15 protein-coding genes and 1 pseudogene are annotated in these 14,143 nt (G+C 69.6%); 7 read left to right on the forward strand and 9 right to left on the reverse strand.

What is annotated here, in order from left to right; all coding sequences use genetic code 11:
* A complete protein-coding gene (locus tag LOZ83_RS13065) occupies positions 1-747 on the forward strand; it encodes a hypothetical protein (protein WP_236790715.1) in 747 nt (248 codons plus the stop codon).
* The gene (locus LOZ83_RS13070; protein WP_236790716.1) at positions 747-1,799 is read left to right on the forward strand and encodes a thiamine-monophosphate kinase; all 1,053 of its coding nucleotides are present in this window, start codon (positions 747-749) and stop codon (positions 1,797-1,799) included. The genes LOZ83_RS13065 and LOZ83_RS13070 overlap by 1 nt, the downstream gene beginning before the upstream one ends.
* Here LOZ83_RS13070 and LOZ83_RS13075 read toward each other — a convergent pair.
* From LOZ83_RS13075 to LOZ83_RS13085, 3 genes are all read right to left on the reverse strand, one after another.
* Entirely contained in the window at positions 1,796-3,016 is a 1,221-nt protein-coding gene (locus LOZ83_RS13075; protein WP_236790717.1) for an MFS transporter, read from the reverse strand. The genes LOZ83_RS13070 and LOZ83_RS13075 overlap by 4 nt on opposite strands.
* 482 nt (positions 3,017-3,498) lie before the next feature.
* The gene (locus LOZ83_RS13080) at positions 3,499-4,173 is read right to left on the reverse strand and encodes a Crp/Fnr family transcriptional regulator (RefSeq protein WP_236790718.1); all 675 of its coding nucleotides are present in this window, start codon (positions 4,171-4,173) and stop codon (positions 3,499-3,501) included.
* Between the two features lie 287 nt (positions 4,174-4,460).
* Positions 4,461-4,724, reverse strand: a complete 264-nt coding sequence (locus LOZ83_RS13085; protein ID WP_236790719.1) for a hypothetical protein — start codon at positions 4,722-4,724, stop codon at positions 4,461-4,463.
* Between the two features lie 172 nt (positions 4,725-4,896).
* Between LOZ83_RS13085 and nth the strand changes: the two genes are divergently transcribed.
* From nth to LOZ83_RS13105, 4 genes are read left to right on the forward strand one after another with little or no spacing between them, the layout of a single operon-like run.
* Positions 4,897-5,580: an endonuclease III gene (nth, locus tag LOZ83_RS13090; protein ID WP_236790799.1), complete on the forward strand. Its 684-nt coding sequence runs from the start codon at positions 4,897-4,899 to the stop codon at positions 5,578-5,580.
* Positions 5,577-6,167 (forward strand): TlpA disulfide reductase family protein, encoded by a 591-nt coding sequence (locus LOZ83_RS13095; protein ID WP_236790720.1) that lies wholly within the window; start codon positions 5,577-5,579, stop codon positions 6,165-6,167. Before nth ends, LOZ83_RS13095 begins: the two co-directional genes overlap by 4 nt.
* A complete protein-coding gene (locus tag LOZ83_RS13100) occupies positions 6,164-6,841 on the forward strand; it encodes a CoA pyrophosphatase (protein ID WP_236790721.1) in 678 nt (225 codons plus the stop codon). Before LOZ83_RS13095 ends, LOZ83_RS13100 begins: the two co-directional genes overlap by 4 nt.
* A complete protein-coding gene (locus tag LOZ83_RS13105; protein ID WP_236790722.1) occupies positions 6,838-8,034 on the forward strand; it encodes a MarP family serine protease in 1,197 nt (398 codons plus the stop codon). Before LOZ83_RS13100 ends, LOZ83_RS13105 begins: the two co-directional genes overlap by 4 nt.
* Here LOZ83_RS13105 and LOZ83_RS13110 read toward each other — a convergent pair.
* Genes LOZ83_RS13110 through nhaA form a run of 3 tightly spaced genes read right to left on the reverse strand, consistent with a single transcriptional unit; the run spans position 8,031 to position 10,692 of the window.
* A complete protein-coding gene (locus LOZ83_RS13110) occupies positions 8,031-8,969 on the reverse strand; it encodes an alpha/beta fold hydrolase (protein ID WP_236790723.1) in 939 nt (312 codons plus the stop codon). The two genes, LOZ83_RS13105 and LOZ83_RS13110, sit on opposite strands and share 4 nt — an antisense overlap.
* A gap of 14 nt (positions 8,970-8,983) precedes the next feature.
* Positions 8,984-9,475, reverse strand: coding sequence for a phage holin family protein (locus tag LOZ83_RS13115; RefSeq protein WP_236790724.1), 492 nt, complete (start codon positions 9,473-9,475; stop codon positions 8,984-8,986).
* A 29-nt stretch (positions 9,476-9,504) separates the two neighbouring features.
* Positions 9,505-10,692: a Na+/H+ antiporter NhaA gene (nhaA, locus tag LOZ83_RS13120; protein WP_308190210.1), complete on the reverse strand. Its 1,188-nt coding sequence runs from the start codon at positions 10,690-10,692 to the stop codon at positions 9,505-9,507.
* A 149-nt stretch (positions 10,693-10,841) separates the two neighbouring features.
* Between nhaA and LOZ83_RS13125 the strand changes: the two genes are divergently transcribed.
* Complete coding sequence (locus tag LOZ83_RS13125) at positions 10,842-12,299, forward strand: peptide MFS transporter (protein WP_236790725.1); 1,458 nt, start codon at positions 10,842-10,844, stop codon at positions 12,297-12,299.
* Here the strand turns inward: LOZ83_RS13125 and LOZ83_RS13130 are convergent.
* The 3 genes and pseudogenes from LOZ83_RS13130 to LOZ83_RS13140 all read right to left on the reverse strand — a co-directional run.
* Complete coding sequence (locus tag LOZ83_RS13130) at positions 12,296-13,024, reverse strand: VIT family protein (RefSeq protein ID WP_236790726.1); 729 nt, start codon at positions 13,022-13,024, stop codon at positions 12,296-12,298. The two genes, LOZ83_RS13125 and LOZ83_RS13130, sit on opposite strands and share 4 nt — an antisense overlap.
* A gap of 236 nt (positions 13,025-13,260) precedes the next feature.
* Entirely contained in the window at positions 13,261-13,683 is a 423-nt protein-coding gene (locus LOZ83_RS13135; protein WP_236790727.1) for a DUF6319 family protein, read from the reverse strand.
* Positions 13,684-13,772: 89 nt separating this feature from the next.
* Positions 13,773-14,143 (reverse strand): annotated as a pseudogene (locus tag LOZ83_RS13140) (acetyl-coenzyme A synthetase); the annotation flags it as partial.

The following is a 14,143-nucleotide window of genomic DNA, read 5'->3' on the forward strand; positions in this document are numbered from 1 at the left end:
ATGGGGAAAGACTCGAGTTCGGAACCGGCCGCCGACACCGGCGACCAGCTTTTCTTCACTGAGCTGACCGGGATTCTGGGCGCGGGTCCGGCTGATCCCGAGACATTGCGAGCGGGCGCTCGTCACGTCTGCGCGCATCCCGCCGAGTTCCGTTCCTGGTTGCTGAACTCGTGTGCTGACGAAGAATGGGTGGCCAGGACGGTCGCGCGATCGTACTGGCATCCCAACGGTTTCGCCAAGCTCACCCTGCACATCTTCCCGGAGTCGGACTTCCGGATCCGGCTGCACGTCTGGCCGCCGGTGGCAGGTGAAGCCGTCGGTGAGTCGAACCCGCACAGCCATCGCTGGGATTTCGCGTCGACGGTCGTGGCCGGCCGTGGAATGCACATGGTCGAGTACGAGGAGTCGGCGAGCGGCCGGCCGTACCACCGCTTTCGCTATGGGGCGGACCCGGAGAACTCTGCGGTGTTACAGGCCGATGGTCAGGCGCAACTCAAGAAAGTCGGCACGCCACACGTTTGGCGTGGCGGGATTTACACCTGCGTCAGCGATATCGTGCACACCGCGGTTCTGGTGGACAATGGCCTGACCGCGACCGTGGTGGTGCAGGGGCCACACCGGACCCGGACCACCGTGGTCTATCGCGAACCTGGTCAAAGCGACGACCAACCCAATCGGCCATTGTCCGAAAGCGATTTCCACCTGCTGGTCCGGGAAGTAGTCACAGGTTGGGAGAAGGACGCGTGATGCTCTCCGAGTTGGGCGAAAGACGGATCCTGACCCAACTGCTGAAACCGCGCTACGCGGACATCGTCGGTTTCGGTGACGACAGCGCCGTGCTGGGCGTTCCGCTGCCGGATCGTGCGGGCGGCGATCTCGTCGCGACCACGGACAGTTGCCCCACCCCGCTGGTCACCGTCCTCGGCGAGACCGATCTCTTCTACACCGGCTGGCTGCTGGTCACGGTCAACCTGTCCGATCTGGCCGCGGCCGGGGCGAGCCCGCTGGGCCTGGTCGTCAACTACACGCTGCCGGGAAAGATGACCGTGGACGAGTTCGAGCGGCTGCTCGACGGCGTCAACGCCTGCGCCGGTCAGCACGGGACCCGCGTGGTGGGCGGGGATCTGCGCGACGGCGACAAGATGCAGTTGTCGGCGACCGCGGTCGGCCAGTGCCTGCGGGACCGCCGCTTGAGCCGCGTCGGAGCCAAGGCCGGTGACCGTCTGTTGCTGATCGGGCAGGCGGGATTCCTGTGGGCGTGGGCCTTGCTGGTCGCGGAGAAGGCGACCTTGCCTGCGGCGGCGCGCCAGTACGTCCGCGATCGCGCGTTCCGCCCGGTCGCCGAGCTGACCGCTGGGCGCCTGCTGGCCGAAAGCGGTGCGGCCCGGGCGGCGATGGACGTGTCCGACGGGCTTTACGCGACCGTGCGGACCTTGTGCGAGGCCAACGATCTTGGTGTGCGGATGGACGGGGAGATCCAGCTGGACCCGGCCGTCGAGTCGGTGTGCGAGCAGTCCGGGATCCGCCCGTTCGATCTCGCGCAGACCTGGGGTGACTGGAACCTCGTCACGGCCGTCCCTGCTTCGCAGGTCGCAGCGGTTTCCGCCGCGCTGTCGGCCGAGGGCATCGCGGTGCGCGAGATCGGCGTGCTGGTCGCGCCCGAGGAGGGTTACGTCGTGACGGGCAGCGGCGGCGAGCAGCCCTGGCACGGCGTCGCGCAGGAGCGGTTCTCCTCGAACTCCTGGCACGGCGGCGAGCTCGACCGGCTGCTGAGCGAGCTCAACCGGACCGCCGGCTAGACCAGAACGCGCTCGCGCACCGGCTCCCGCACAGTGGCCCGCAACGACCACACGACCGCGGCGACCACCAGCGCGGAGACACTGGCCGCGAGGAACGCGGCCGGCGGGCCGGAGCGCTCCACGAGATAACCGCTCACCGACTGGCCGAACGCCAGGCCGAGGGTGACCGCGGTGAGCACCCAGCCGAACGCCTCGGCGGCGGTGCCCTCGGGCGCGACGATCTCGATCGCCGCCGAATGGGTCGCGGACTGCGGGGTGATCATCGCGCCGGCCACGAGCATCGCCAGCGCCAGCCCCCACAGCGTCGAGGGCCACGCGAGCAACGCCACGAGCAGGCCGAACCCGGCGAGGAGGGTGGGCAGCCGCAACGACATCCGGCGCGGCCACGGGCGCAGGCTGAACGCGATGCCGAAGGCGACCGAGCTGACCGACCAGGCCGACAACAGCACGCCGCCGAGCGCGGGTCGCCCTGCCTCCGTCGCGGCGGCCGGCACGGCGACCTCGACGAACCCGATCACGATGCCGAAACCCAGCGCGGCCAGCGCGAGTGTGCGCATACCCGGGCTCGCGAGCGCACCCAGCAGCGGCCGGTGGGCCGACGGTGCCGGGCCCCACGCGCGGACGGCGGGGCTGAGCGCGAACATCGTCGCGCCGGTGACCATGCACAGACCGCCCGCGACCATGCCGGTGCCCGGCCACGGCGCGGCGACCAGCAGCCCGGCGACACCGGGTCCGAGGATGAAGAAGACCTCCATGCTGATCGCCTCGTAGGAGAACGCGGCGTTCTTCGCGGCCTCGCCGGTGACCAGCCGCCCCCACAGCGCCCGCGAGGCGGAGCCGACCATCGGTTCGGTGATGCCGATCCCGCCACCGAGCAGCACCAGCACCGGGGTCGGCGCGTGCGCCTCGATCGCGAACGTGAGCGCGGCCATCGCGACGGCGAACAGTACGACCACGACCAGCAGCGGGCGGGTCGGGCCGAGCCGGTCGATGAGGCGGCCCTGGATGATCGAGCCCACCGACACGCCGACCAGTGAGCCGGCCGAGACCAGCCCGGCGGCCGCGAACGATCCGGTCTCCCGCTGCACGTAGAGCAGCGCCGACAGGCCGATCATCGCGATCGGCAGGCGCGCCAGCAGCGAGGCCGCCAGCGGGCGGCCGGTACCGGGAGTGGTCAGCGCGGCGCGGTAGTCGGCGAGCGACACGGATTGGGACATGGGTACCAGTATGCCGTTCTTTGGTACGCCGGTACCACTTATTTGGTGGCGACTTCGATCACCACGGGTGGCCATCAAGGTTTCGGTTGAGTAACGACCCCGAATTTTTCCCCGGAAACGCGCAACGAACTTCCCCCGGAAGCGTCCTTCGGGGTGAACGGCCTTGAAAATCGGGGTAGGGGCCGTGGCATGGTTGACATAACAGAAGAACTCCCTCCGGGCATCGGGTCGGGGCCTTAAATCCGGAGGGCGGGGAGCGCGGTCCGTCGGGGGATGGCCCGCGCGAAGCGAAGGGCCGGTGCGCCACGTCGGGGGTGGCGCCCGGCCCTCCGTTCACTGTTCATCGTGTTCGGCGCTGGCGCGCCTTCCCCCGATGAACGTCGTCCATTGCATTGGGGGTCGAACCCCCAAACCCCCGGCAGGAGGGGCTCCGCCCCCCTGCACCCCCCGGAGCGGTGCCGGTGGGTGGGGCCTCTCGCCTTCTATCGTGCGCGGCGGGCCAATCGCTCTGGGTCCAGGATCAGGACGCTTTTGCCTTCCAGGCGGAGCCAGCCTCGGTGGGCGAAGTCGGCGAGGGCCTTGTTGACGGTCTCGCGGCTTGCGCCGACGTACTGCGCGATTTCTTCTTGGGTCAGGTCGTGGGTGACACGCAGGATGCCTGCTTCTTGGCTGCCGAAGCGTTGGGCCAGTTGCAGGAGTGCCCTGGCTACTCGGCCCGGGACGTCGGTGAAGATCAGTTCGGCGACCATGTTGTTCGTGCGGCGCAGGCGACGGGCGATCACTCGCAGTAGCTGTTCCGCGATTTCCGGCCGCGTCGAGATCCACTTGCGCAGCGACGGGCGGTCCATGCTCACCGCGCGTACATCGGTGACCGTGGTGGCGCTGCTGGTGCGGGGGCCCGGGTCGAAGATCGACAGCTCGCCGAACATGTCCGAAGGGCCGGCGATCCACAACAGGTTTTCGCGACCGTCCGGCGACTTCCGACCGATCTTGACCTTGCCGGCCAGGAGGATGTACAGCTTGTCGCCCGGCTCGCCCTCGGTGAAGATCACGTGACCCCGGGGGAACTCCACAGAGTCCAAGGTCTGCGCGAGCGCCTCGGCCGCGGCCGGTTCCACCCCCTGGAAGATGCCCGCCCGGGCCAGGGTCTCGTCCACCTCGTGCCTCCTCGTCGGTGGCGATTCTCGCACCCGTTCAGGTACGGGGTGCGTGTCGCCGATCACTTGCGTGCAGTCTAGGCCGTTCGGGCGAGATCGCCGCGCGGCTCGCCACAAGGCGTGCGTCCAACGCCCGCGCGAGTGGGTGACAATCTCGTCCAATCGCCCAGCTTACTGGGTCGATTTGTTACCAAGCCGACCGGCGGTCACCGCGACCGGCCGAACGCATGTCGGCCGCGGGGTTGGTCGGCTCGGCCTGCTTCAGGCCGGCTCGCCTGGGGTGGGTGTCAGCTCGCGCCGACCCGGCGCGGTCTGCGGGTCTTCGGCTTCGAGGCGCGACCGCCGAGCCGGCGCAACCGGAACAGCTCCAGCGCGCGCCCGATCCCATGTCCGTAAAGGGCCCGGACCTCGTTCGGCCGGGCCTGCTCGAGGAACTCTTCGACCTCTTCCTCCTGCACGGCGACATGCTTGAGGCGGTTCTCGACCCGCTCCATCGCCAGTGCGAAGAACATCATCACGAGGGGCACGGCTACTACGAACCAGACGGTCATCTAAGTCAGATCCTCGGTTGTATCGGTTCGGTTCCTGCGCCAGGCCGTGTCGGCCACCGGAAAACGCCCGTGGTGCCTTCCGTAGGCTATCGGGGTGCCACCCGCTGTTCGTTACGACCCCCGGAAGGGGGACGGGGAAAGCCGGCTCGCGCTCGTGAGACGCGCGCGGCGCATGTTGCGTTGCCTCGGCGAGGAATTTCCCGACGCGCGCGCCGAGCTGGACTTCACCAATCCGCTGGAACTACTGGTCGCCGTCGTGCTGTCCGCGCAGACCACCGACGTGAAGGTCAACGAGGTCACGCCTGCGCTGTTCGCGAAATTCAGGACGGCCGCCGACTACGCGGCCGCGGACCGGACCGAGCTCGAAGAAATGTTGCGCCCGACCGGTTTTTACCGGGCGAAGGCGAATTCGGTGCTCGGTCTCGGCGCCGCGCTCGTGGAGCGCTTCGACGGCGAGGTGCCGGGGAAGCTCAACGACCTCGTCACACTCCCCGGCGTCGGCCGCAAGACCGCGAACGTCGTGCTCGGCAACGCCTTCGGCACCCCCGGCATCACGGTCGACACCCACTTCGGACGCCTCTCGCGGCGCTGGGGCTGGACGTCCGAAGAGGACCCGGTGAAGGTCGAGCACGCGGTCGGCGAGCTCATCCCGCGCAAGGACTGGACGCCGCTGTCGAACCGGGTGATCTTCCACGGCCGCCGCGTCTGCCACTCGCGCAAACCGGCCTGCGGCGCCTGCCCGCTGGCGAAGGACTGCCCCTCGTTCGGCACGGGGCCCACCGAGTTCGACGAGGCCGCGAAGCTGGTCAAGGGCCCCGAACGGGAGCACATCCTGGCGATGGTGCGGGACCGGTGACGACCGCGACGAAGTGGGCACTGGCCGTCGGGGTACTGATCCTCGGCGTGATCATCGCGGTCCTGCCCCGCGGCACCACCTCGACCCAGAACACCGCCGGACCAGACCTGTCGGCGGCCCGGGTGTCGGCCGCGCTCGCGCCCTGCCCGCACGGCACCGGCGAGGTCGCGCGGCTCAAGGGTGTTTCCGCGCAGTGCCTCGGCGACGGGTCCACCGTCGACCTCGGCACCGCGCTCGCCGGGCACACCACGCTGGTGAACATCTGGGCGACCTGGTGCGAGCCGTGCAAGACCGAGCTGCCCGTGCTCGCGCGGTACGCCACCGAACCCGGCGCCGCGCAGGTGCTGGCCGTGCAGGTGGCCAGTTCCGAGTCCGACGGGCTCGCCCTGCTGACCAGGCTCGGCGTGCACCTGCCGAGCGCCTTCGACGGCGACGGGACGACGGGTCCGGTGCGTTCGGCGCTCAAGGTGCCGTCCTCGCTGCCGGCGTCGTACCTGGTCACGGCCGACGGTCAGGTGCGCCTCATCGAGAACCCACGCCTGTTCGCCAACCCTGACGAGGTGCGCAAAGTCGTGGAGGGTTCGTGAACGGTCCGCTGGTCGACCCGGGCAGCGTGCCCGCCTGGCTGCGCCCGCTGGTCGAGGTCAGTGGCGAGCTCGATTCGAGCACGTTCACGCGCTTCGTGCCGCCCGAAGTCGGCTACCGCCGCTCCGCCGCCGTGCTCATCCTCTTCGCCGAGGGCCTGAGCGGGCCGGATGTGCTGCTCCTGCGTCGCGCCGCCACCCTGGGCTCGCACGCGGGCCAGGTCGCGTTCCCCGGCGGCGGCGTTGAAGACGGTGACGGCAGCCCGGTCGGGACGGCGTTACGCGAGGCCGAGGAGGAAACGGGCGTCGACCCGGTGGGCGTGCGGCCGGTCGCGGTGCTGCCTGAACTTTTCGTGCCCGTCTCGCGTTTTGCTGTCACACCGGTACTGGCGCACTGGCAGACTCCGTCGCCGGTGCACGCCGTCGATCCGGCCGAGACCGCGGCCGTGGCCAGGGTGGCCATCAGCGATCTGGTCGAACCGGGAAACCGGTTCCAGGTGCGCCGAGCGGGTCATATGGGCCCGGCGTTCGCGGTGGACGGCCTGTTCGTCTGGGGGTTCACCGCCGGGCTGCTGTCCGTGCTGCTCTCCCTCGCCGGGTGGGAGCGCGACTGGGACCGCGGCGACGTCCGCGATCTCGAAGCGGCACTGCGCGACCACGAATGGGAGACACGATGAACTGGGTCGACATCCTGGTGATCGTCCTGGCGTTGCTCGCCGCCATCTCCGGCGCGCGCCAGGGCGTCGTGATCGCGCTGCCCGCGCTGGTCGGGGTGATCGGCGGGGCCGTGCTCGGCATCCGGATCGCGCCGTTCATCGTGGAGCTTTTCGGGAACCCGGCCGCCAAGGTGGCCTTCGCGGTCGCGGTCGTCGTGTTCCTGGTCGCGCTCGGCGAAACGCTCGGCGTGTGGGTCGGGCGGCGGATCAAGCACGCCGTCAAGAGCCGGGTCAACACCGACAAGCTCACCGGTATCGACCAGACGCTCGGCGCGATCGTGCAGGCCATCGTGGTGTTCGTCGTCGCCTGGCTGATCGCGGTGCCGCTGACCGGGGTCGCGGCGCTGCCGGGCCTGGCCAAGGCGATCAACAACTCGGCGGTGCTCGGCGCGGTCGACAAGGCGATGCCGTCCGCGGCCGAGGGGCTGCCCGCCGACCTGCGCAAGCTGCTCGACGTCTCCGGCTTTCCGTCCATTGTGGACCCGTTCCAGAAGACGCAGATCAACGAGATCGCGCCGCCGGACACCAGCCTGCAGAGCAGCGCTGTCGTGCAGCAGTTGCACGGGAGCGTGCTGAAGATCCGCGGTACCGCCACGTCCTGCTCGCGGGCGTTGGAGGGCAGTGGTTTCGTCGTCGCCCCGCAGCGGGTGATGACCAACGCGCACGTCGTGGCCGGGACCGACGAGACAGCGGTCGAGACGCCGCAGGGCCGGCTGCCGGCGCGGGTCGTCTACTTCGACCCGGAGGTCGACGTCGCGGTGCTCGCCGTGCCGCGGCTCCAGGCGGCGCCGCTGAACGTGGCCAGTGTGGCCGGGAAGGCGGGCGACAGCGCGATCGTGCTCGGTTACCCCCTCGACGGCCCGTACACCGCGACCGCGGGCCGCATCCGTAACGAGATCACGTTGCAGGGCCCGGACATCTACGACGCGCGCACCGTGCGGCGGGACGTGTTCACCATCCGTGCGCAGGTGCGCAGCGGCAACTCCGGCGGTCCGCTGGTGAACCCGGAGGGCCAGGTCGTCGGTGTCGTGTTCGGTGCCTCGGTCGAGGACGCGGACACCGGCTTCACCCTCACCGCCAAGCAGGTTTCGTCCGTGATCGACGCGGCGCCCACGATGAGCGCCCGGGTCAGCACCGGCTCCTGCGCGGCCTAACTGCGGGTCAGGAACCCGAGCAGTGCCTTGTCGGTGCGCGCCGGGTCCTCCAGATGTGGAAAGTGCCCGACGCCGGCGAGTGACTCGAACCGGGAGTGCGGCCCCTGCCATGGCGCCGACGCGCGGGCGGTCTCGGGCAGTATGCAGGAGTCGGCGTCGCCGTGGATCTGGAGCACGGGGACGGTCACCCGCAGCCCGACGTCGTCGGTGAAGCGCCGGCCCTCGCCGCGGAACTGGGCGCGGAAAGCCCACCGGTAGTACTCCAGCGCGCTGTGCGCCACCCCGGGCACGAGCATCGCCCGCCGGAATCTGTGCACGGTGTCGGCGAAATCCTCGGTGTGTGTCCATTGTGGACCTGACCAGGCGCGCATCAGCCGTTCCACGAACGCGGCGTCCTCGGCGACGAGCCGGCGTTCCGGGGCGATCGGCAGCTGGAACCGGAACAGGTGCATCATCGCCCGGGTCTGGCTGCGCTGCCGGCGCCGCAGCGCTGTCCCGGCGACGGCTGCCCGGAACGCCAGCGGATGCGCGCCGCCCAGCACGCTCGCCGACGCGACGAATCGCGGATGCAGCGACGCGGCGGTCCAGGCGAGCATGCCGCCCCAGGCGTGCCCGACGAGATGCGCCCGGCGCTCGCCGAGCGCGCGGATGAGCCCGGTGACGTCACCGGCGAGAGTCCACGCGTCGTAGCCGCGCGGCGGTTTATCCGAATCCCCGTAGCCACGCAGGTCCGCGGCGACCACCCGGAACCCGGCTTCGGCGAGTGAGACCAGCTGATGCCGCCACGCCCACCAGAACTCCGCGAACCCGTGCAGCAGCAGCACCATCGGCCCGCTGCCCGCCTCGGCGACATGCAGCCGGATGCCGTTGGCGGACACGTCGTGGTGCGTCCAGGGCCCGTCAATCCGGACGGACGACGGATCGGGCGGCTGCACGGTCGGCGCGAACGTCAGCTGTGGTCGGCGACAGCCTCCCGCCGGGGCTTGAGTGCCGCGGCGGTGTCCTTGACGCTGGTGATCGTTCGTTCGGGTGCGCGCAGTTTCTTCAGCTTGCGGAACCCGAGGAACCCGAAGAGCAAAGCCGTCACCAGCATCGCGGCGAACACGATGAGGAAGGCGGCCCAGCGCTTGAGCCATTCGGACAGCAGTTCGCCCGCGAAGAAAAAGAAGAAGAACGAGCTGTAGAGCGCGATCACGCCGGCGATGACGAAGAAGACGCTGCCCTTGAGGCCCTTCTTGACCTCGCCGGTGACCTCCGACTTCGCCAGCTCGACCTCGGCGCGCACCAGCGTCGACAGGTGCTGCGTGGCCTGGCTGACGAGGCTCCCGATGGACTGCCCGCCCGCTTCGGCGCCGTCGTCACTCGACAGGGGGATATAGGGCACGGCCCCGAGGCCGTCTGGGCCGTTGCGTTCGTGCTCCTGGCTGCTCACGGGGGCCATCGTGCCATGTGCCGCCGGGCCGGGCTCGGTCAGTCCTCCCGCGCGCCGTGCATTTTGTTGCGCCGGAGCAACAAACCGGCTGCCCCGAGCGACGCGATCGCGGAGGCCAGCAGCACCGCCGCCTTCGCCCGCTCACTGCCTTCGCCGGTGAGGGCGAGTTCGGAGATCAACAGGCTCACGGTGAAGCCGACCCCGCCGAGCAGCGACAACGCGGCCAGATCGCGCCAGCCGGTGCCGCGCGGTCGTTCCGCGACGCCGAGCGACACGGCAAGCGCGGACGCGCCGAGGATGCCGACCGGCTTGCCCACCACGAGCCCGAGCACGACGGCGAGTGGCAATGCCGTCGTGAACACCTCGCCCAGCGACTGGGCGTTGATCTCGATTCCGGCCGCGAAAAGCGCGAACAGCGGGACGGCGACGGCGGCGGACCACGGCTGCAGCCGGTGCTCGAGCCGGATCGCGGGCGCCTCGTCCTCGTCCGGGTCCGGCCGCACCCGGGTCAGCAGGCCGAGTGCGACCCCGGCGATCGTCGCGTGGACGCCGGTCGTGTGCACGGCGACCCAGGTGATCACGGCGAGCGGCACGTAGATCCACGGTGTGCGCACCCGGCGGTGCTGCAGCCAGGCGTACAGCACCAGTGCCAGCACCGCGACCGCCGCGGCGATCAGGTTGAAGCTCGTCGTGAACAGCACGGCGATGACGACGATGGCGCCCAGGTCGTCGACCACCGCCAGCGACAGTAGGAAGACCCGCGTGCTGCTGGGCAGGTTCGAAGCCGTCAGTGCCAGCACGCCGAGGGCGAACGCGATATCGGTCGCCACCGGGATCGCCCAGCCCCGCTCGATCCCCGGCGCGCCCCACGCGACGGCCAGCACCACCAGGGCCGGGACGACCATCCCGCCGAGCGCGGCGACGACCGGCAGCACGGCCTGCTTGAGCCGGGACAGCTCGCCGACCACCAGTTCGCGCTTCAGTTCCAGCCCCGCGACGAAGAAGAACAGGGCCAGCAACCCGTCCTTGGCCCAGTCGCCGATCGTCAGGTCCAGGTGCAGGAAATGCGGCCCGAGCGGAAAATCACGCACGGCCCGGTAAGCGCCGCTCAGCGGGGAGTTCGCCCACAACAGCGCGATGGCCGTGGCGGCGAGCAGGATCATCCCGCCGGTGGTCTCGGTGCGCAGGTAACGGACGAATTCCGCGACAGCGCGGGGCTTCTGCACGGCGGCTCCAGGGGTCGGTCGGCTCACTCTGCCGACCAGCCTTCCCGGCGCACCTGTTTCCAGGTTACCTGCCACCTGCGTGGCAACAGTACGGCCGTCCTAGTATGTGAATCGCCAACAATATCCAGACCACAAAGGACCGTCGGCGCATGGCTACCTCTACCGAGGCCAAACGGGACACCAGGTTCTTCGGGCACCCACTAGGGCTCGCGAACCTGTTCGGTGTCGAGATGTGGGAGCGCTTCTCCTACTACGGGATGCTCGGCATCCTCCCCATCTACCTGTACTACTCGGTCGCCGACGGCGGTCTCGCGATGCCGGAGACCACGGCCACCAGCATCGTGGGCGCGTACGGCGGGCTGGTGTACCTGTCCACGATCGCCGGCGCCTGGATCGCCGACCGGCTGCTCGGCGCCGAGCGGACACTGTTCTACAGCGCCGTCCTGATCATGATCGGGCACATCGCGCTCGCGGTGCTGCCCGGCTGCACCGGGGTCGGCGTCGGCCTGGTGTGCGTCGCGCTCGGCAGCGGTGGGCTCAAGGGCAACGCGACGTCGGTCGTCGGCACGCTCTACGGCGAGCACGACGAACGGCGCGACGGCGGGTTCAGCCTCTTCTACATGGGCATCAACCTCGGCGCCTTCGTTGGACCGCTGCTCACCGGCCTCGCGCAGAGCAACGTCGGCTTCCACCTCGGGTTCGGGCTCGCCGCGATCGGCATGGCGCTCGGCCTGGTCCAGTACACCCTCGGCCGGCGCAACCTGCCCGACTCGGCGCGCAGCGTGCCGAACCCGCTGCCGGCCGCGAACCGGCCGCACGCGGCGGGCGTGCTCGTGGTGCTCGTCGCCGCCATCGTGGTCGCGCTGCTCACCGGCGCGGTGACCGCGGCGAACCTGTCCGACGTCGTGGTGTGGATCGTGGCGATCGCCGCGGTGATCTACTTCGCGGTGATCCTGACCAGCCGGAAGATCACCGCGGTGGAGCGCAGGCGGGTGCTCTCGTTCATCCCGATGTTCGTCGCCAGCACCGCCTTCTGGGCGCTGTACCAGCAGCAGTTCACCGTCGTCGAGGTGTACTCGGACAAGCGCCTGGACCGGCACCTGTTCGGCTGGGAGATGCCGGTGTCCTGGGTGCAGTCGATCAACCCGATCTTCATCATCGTGCTCGCCCCGGTGTTCGCGGCACTGTGGACGAAGCTGGCGGCGCGCCAGCCCTCGACGCCGATCAAGTTCGCGCTGGGCACCGCCATCATGGGGGTCGCGTTCCTGCTGTTCCTGCCGATGGCGGGCGGCGGGCCGAACAGCGCGCCGCTGCTGGGCCTGGTCGGGATCCTGCTCGTGTTCACGGTCGCCGAGCTGATGCTTTCGCCGGTCGGCCTTTCGCTGTCGACGAAGCTCGCGCCCGAGGCCTTCCGCACGCAGATGGTCGCGCTGTTCTTCCTGTCGGTCTCGCTGGGCACGGCGCTTTCCGGCTCGCTCGCGCAGTACTACAGCGCGGACAACGAGACGCCGTACTTCGGGATCCTCGGCGCGGTCGCCGTCGTGATCGGCGCGCTGCTCGCGGTGTTCAGCCCCTTCGTCCGGAAGCTGATGTCCGGCGTGCGCTAGTGCACCGCCACCCCGAACAGGGCGCCGACCCCGTAGGTGACGAGCATCGTCAGCAGCCCGACCCCGACATTGCGCAGCACCGCCCGGCGGGCGCGCGCGTCGCCGAGGCGGGCGCTGACGTAGCCGGTGAGGAACAGCCCGGCGGCCACGGCCAGGACGCACGTCCAGATCCGCCACGAGAGCGGCGGGAGTGTGATCGCGAGCAGTGGCAGCAGTGCGCCGATCGAGAACGCCACCAGTGACGCCCAGGCCGCCTGCCACGGGCTCGTCAGCTCGTCGGGGTCGATGCCCAGCTCGGCCTGGGCGTGCGCCTGCAGCGCGTCCTTCTCGGTCAGCGCCCTGGCGACCTGGGCCGCGAGCTCGGGCGAAAGGCCCTTCTCCTGGTAGATGTCGGCGAGCTCCCGCTCCTCGGCCTCCGGCATTGTTTTCAGTTCTTCTTTTTCCCGCCGGAGCATCGCGCGTTCGGTATCGCGCTGGGTGCTCACCGAGACGTATTCGCCGCCCGCCATCGAAAGCGCGCCCGCGACCAGCCCGGCGATTCCGGCCATCAGCACCGCGATGTGATCGGTGGTGGCGCCCGCCACCCCGACCACGATGCCGGCCACCGACACGATCCCGTCGTTGGCACCGAGAACCCCGGCACGCAGCCAGTTCAGCCTGCTGCCGAAGCCTTCGTGGTGCGGCTCGTGCGCGTGCATGGAAGTGGCGTCCTGAGTCTCCGTCACGGCATTATTGAAGCACAGAATCGGTGCTATGTTTATTTCGGCGAAAATAGGTCTGCCTCACTTAGATTCGGCTATCCTAAGCAATTATCGAAGCTATTTCTCGCCGAACTGCGGGAGCCTGCGGACTCGTGTGGGACATCCCGGACGAACAGAACGCCGGGAGCCGATGCCTGATCGAGTGGACATCGGCCCCCGGCGAGCCTTGGGGGAACTCTAGTTAGTACGCCTCGTGTTGGCTAGGCGTCCAGGTCGGCCAGGGCCTGCTTGGCCTCCTGCAACTCGGCCTCGAGCAGCGCGACCTTGGCCTTCTGCTGTTCGCGGGCCTCGTTGATGACCTCGTCGATCGGCGTCGAGAGGTCACCGTGCAGCTCCTTGGCCGCGCGGGACACGGCCGAGGCCGAGATGGCCAGGCCGCGCGCCACCCAGGTGCTGCCGTGCTTCAGCTCCGCCTGCCAGTCACCGTCGGCCGAACCGGTCACGGTGAGCGTCAGCTCGACAGTGCGGGTCTTGCGGGCGGCGGCGGCCTTCGGACGGCCCCGCTTCGGCTTCGGCTCTTCAGCGGTGGGCTCGTCCGCGTTCTCCGCGACGGGGGCGACCCCGTTCTCCGGGGCCTCCTCGTCGGTCGCCTCTTGCGGGGCGGTGGTGGTCTCCAAGCTCATGCGGGTGCGGTCTCCCTCTTCGTGGGGGTACGACGGCCAAGATCCTAGAACACGTGTTCGACTTTGGGAACACCGGGTCCCACCAGGGCTCAGTCCTCGCCCTTGCCCGACTTCAGGCCGGTGGAGATGAGGTCCATGACGGTGGAGTCGGCGAGGGTGGTGACGTCGCCGATTTGGCGGTTTTCGGCGACGTCGCGCAGGAGGCGGCGCATGATTTTGCCGGAGCGGGTTTTGGGGAGTTCGGCGACCATCATGATTTGGCGGGGTTTGGCGATGGGGCCGATTTCTTTGGCGACGTGGTTGCGGAGGTCTTGGACGGCTTGTTCACCACCATCGGCGGCGTTGCCGCGCAGGATGACGAACGCGACGATGCCCTGCCCGGTGGTCGGGTCGGTGGCGCCGACCACGGCGGCCTCGGCGACGGTGGGGTGGGAGACGAGGGCGGATTCGACCTCGGTGG

It is taken from the genome of Amycolatopsis sp. GM8 (assembly GCF_021653975.1).
Taxonomy (GTDB): domain Bacteria; phylum Actinomycetota; class Actinomycetes; order Mycobacteriales; family Pseudonocardiaceae; genus Amycolatopsis_E.

Bases quoted from the DNA above. Each gene is read 5' to 3' on its own strand.
- LOZ83_RS13075 (WP_236790717.1), bottom strand. From the start codon at position 3,016: ATGTCCCAATCCGTGTCGCTCGCCGACTACCGCGCCGCGCTGACCACT.
- LOZ83_RS13125 (WP_236790725.1), top strand. From the start codon at position 10,842: ATGGCTACCTCTACCGAGGCCAAACGGGACACCAGGTTCTTCGGGCAC.
- LOZ83_RS13115 (WP_236790724.1), bottom strand. From the start codon at position 9,475: ATGGCCCCCGTGAGCAGCCAGGAGCACGAACGCAACGGCCCAGACGGC.
- LOZ83_RS13065 (WP_236790715.1), top strand. From the start codon at position 1: ATGGGGAAAGACTCGAGTTCGGAACCGGCCGCCGACACCGGCGACCAG.
- nth (WP_236790799.1), top strand. From the start codon at position 4,897: ATGTTGCGTTGCCTCGGCGAGGAATTTCCCGACGCGCGCGCCGAGCTG.
- LOZ83_RS13070 (WP_236790716.1), top strand. From the start codon at position 747: ATGCTCTCCGAGTTGGGCGAAAGACGGATCCTGACCCAACTGCTGAAA.
- LOZ83_RS13085 (WP_236790719.1), bottom strand. From the start codon at position 4,724: ATGACCGTCTGGTTCGTAGTAGCCGTGCCCCTCGTGATGATGTTCTTC.
- LOZ83_RS13135 (WP_236790727.1), bottom strand. From the start codon at position 13,683: ATGAGCTTGGAGACCACCACCGCCCCGCAAGAGGCGACCGACGAGGAG.
- LOZ83_RS13105 (WP_236790722.1), top strand. From the start codon at position 6,838: ATGAACTGGGTCGACATCCTGGTGATCGTCCTGGCGTTGCTCGCCGCC.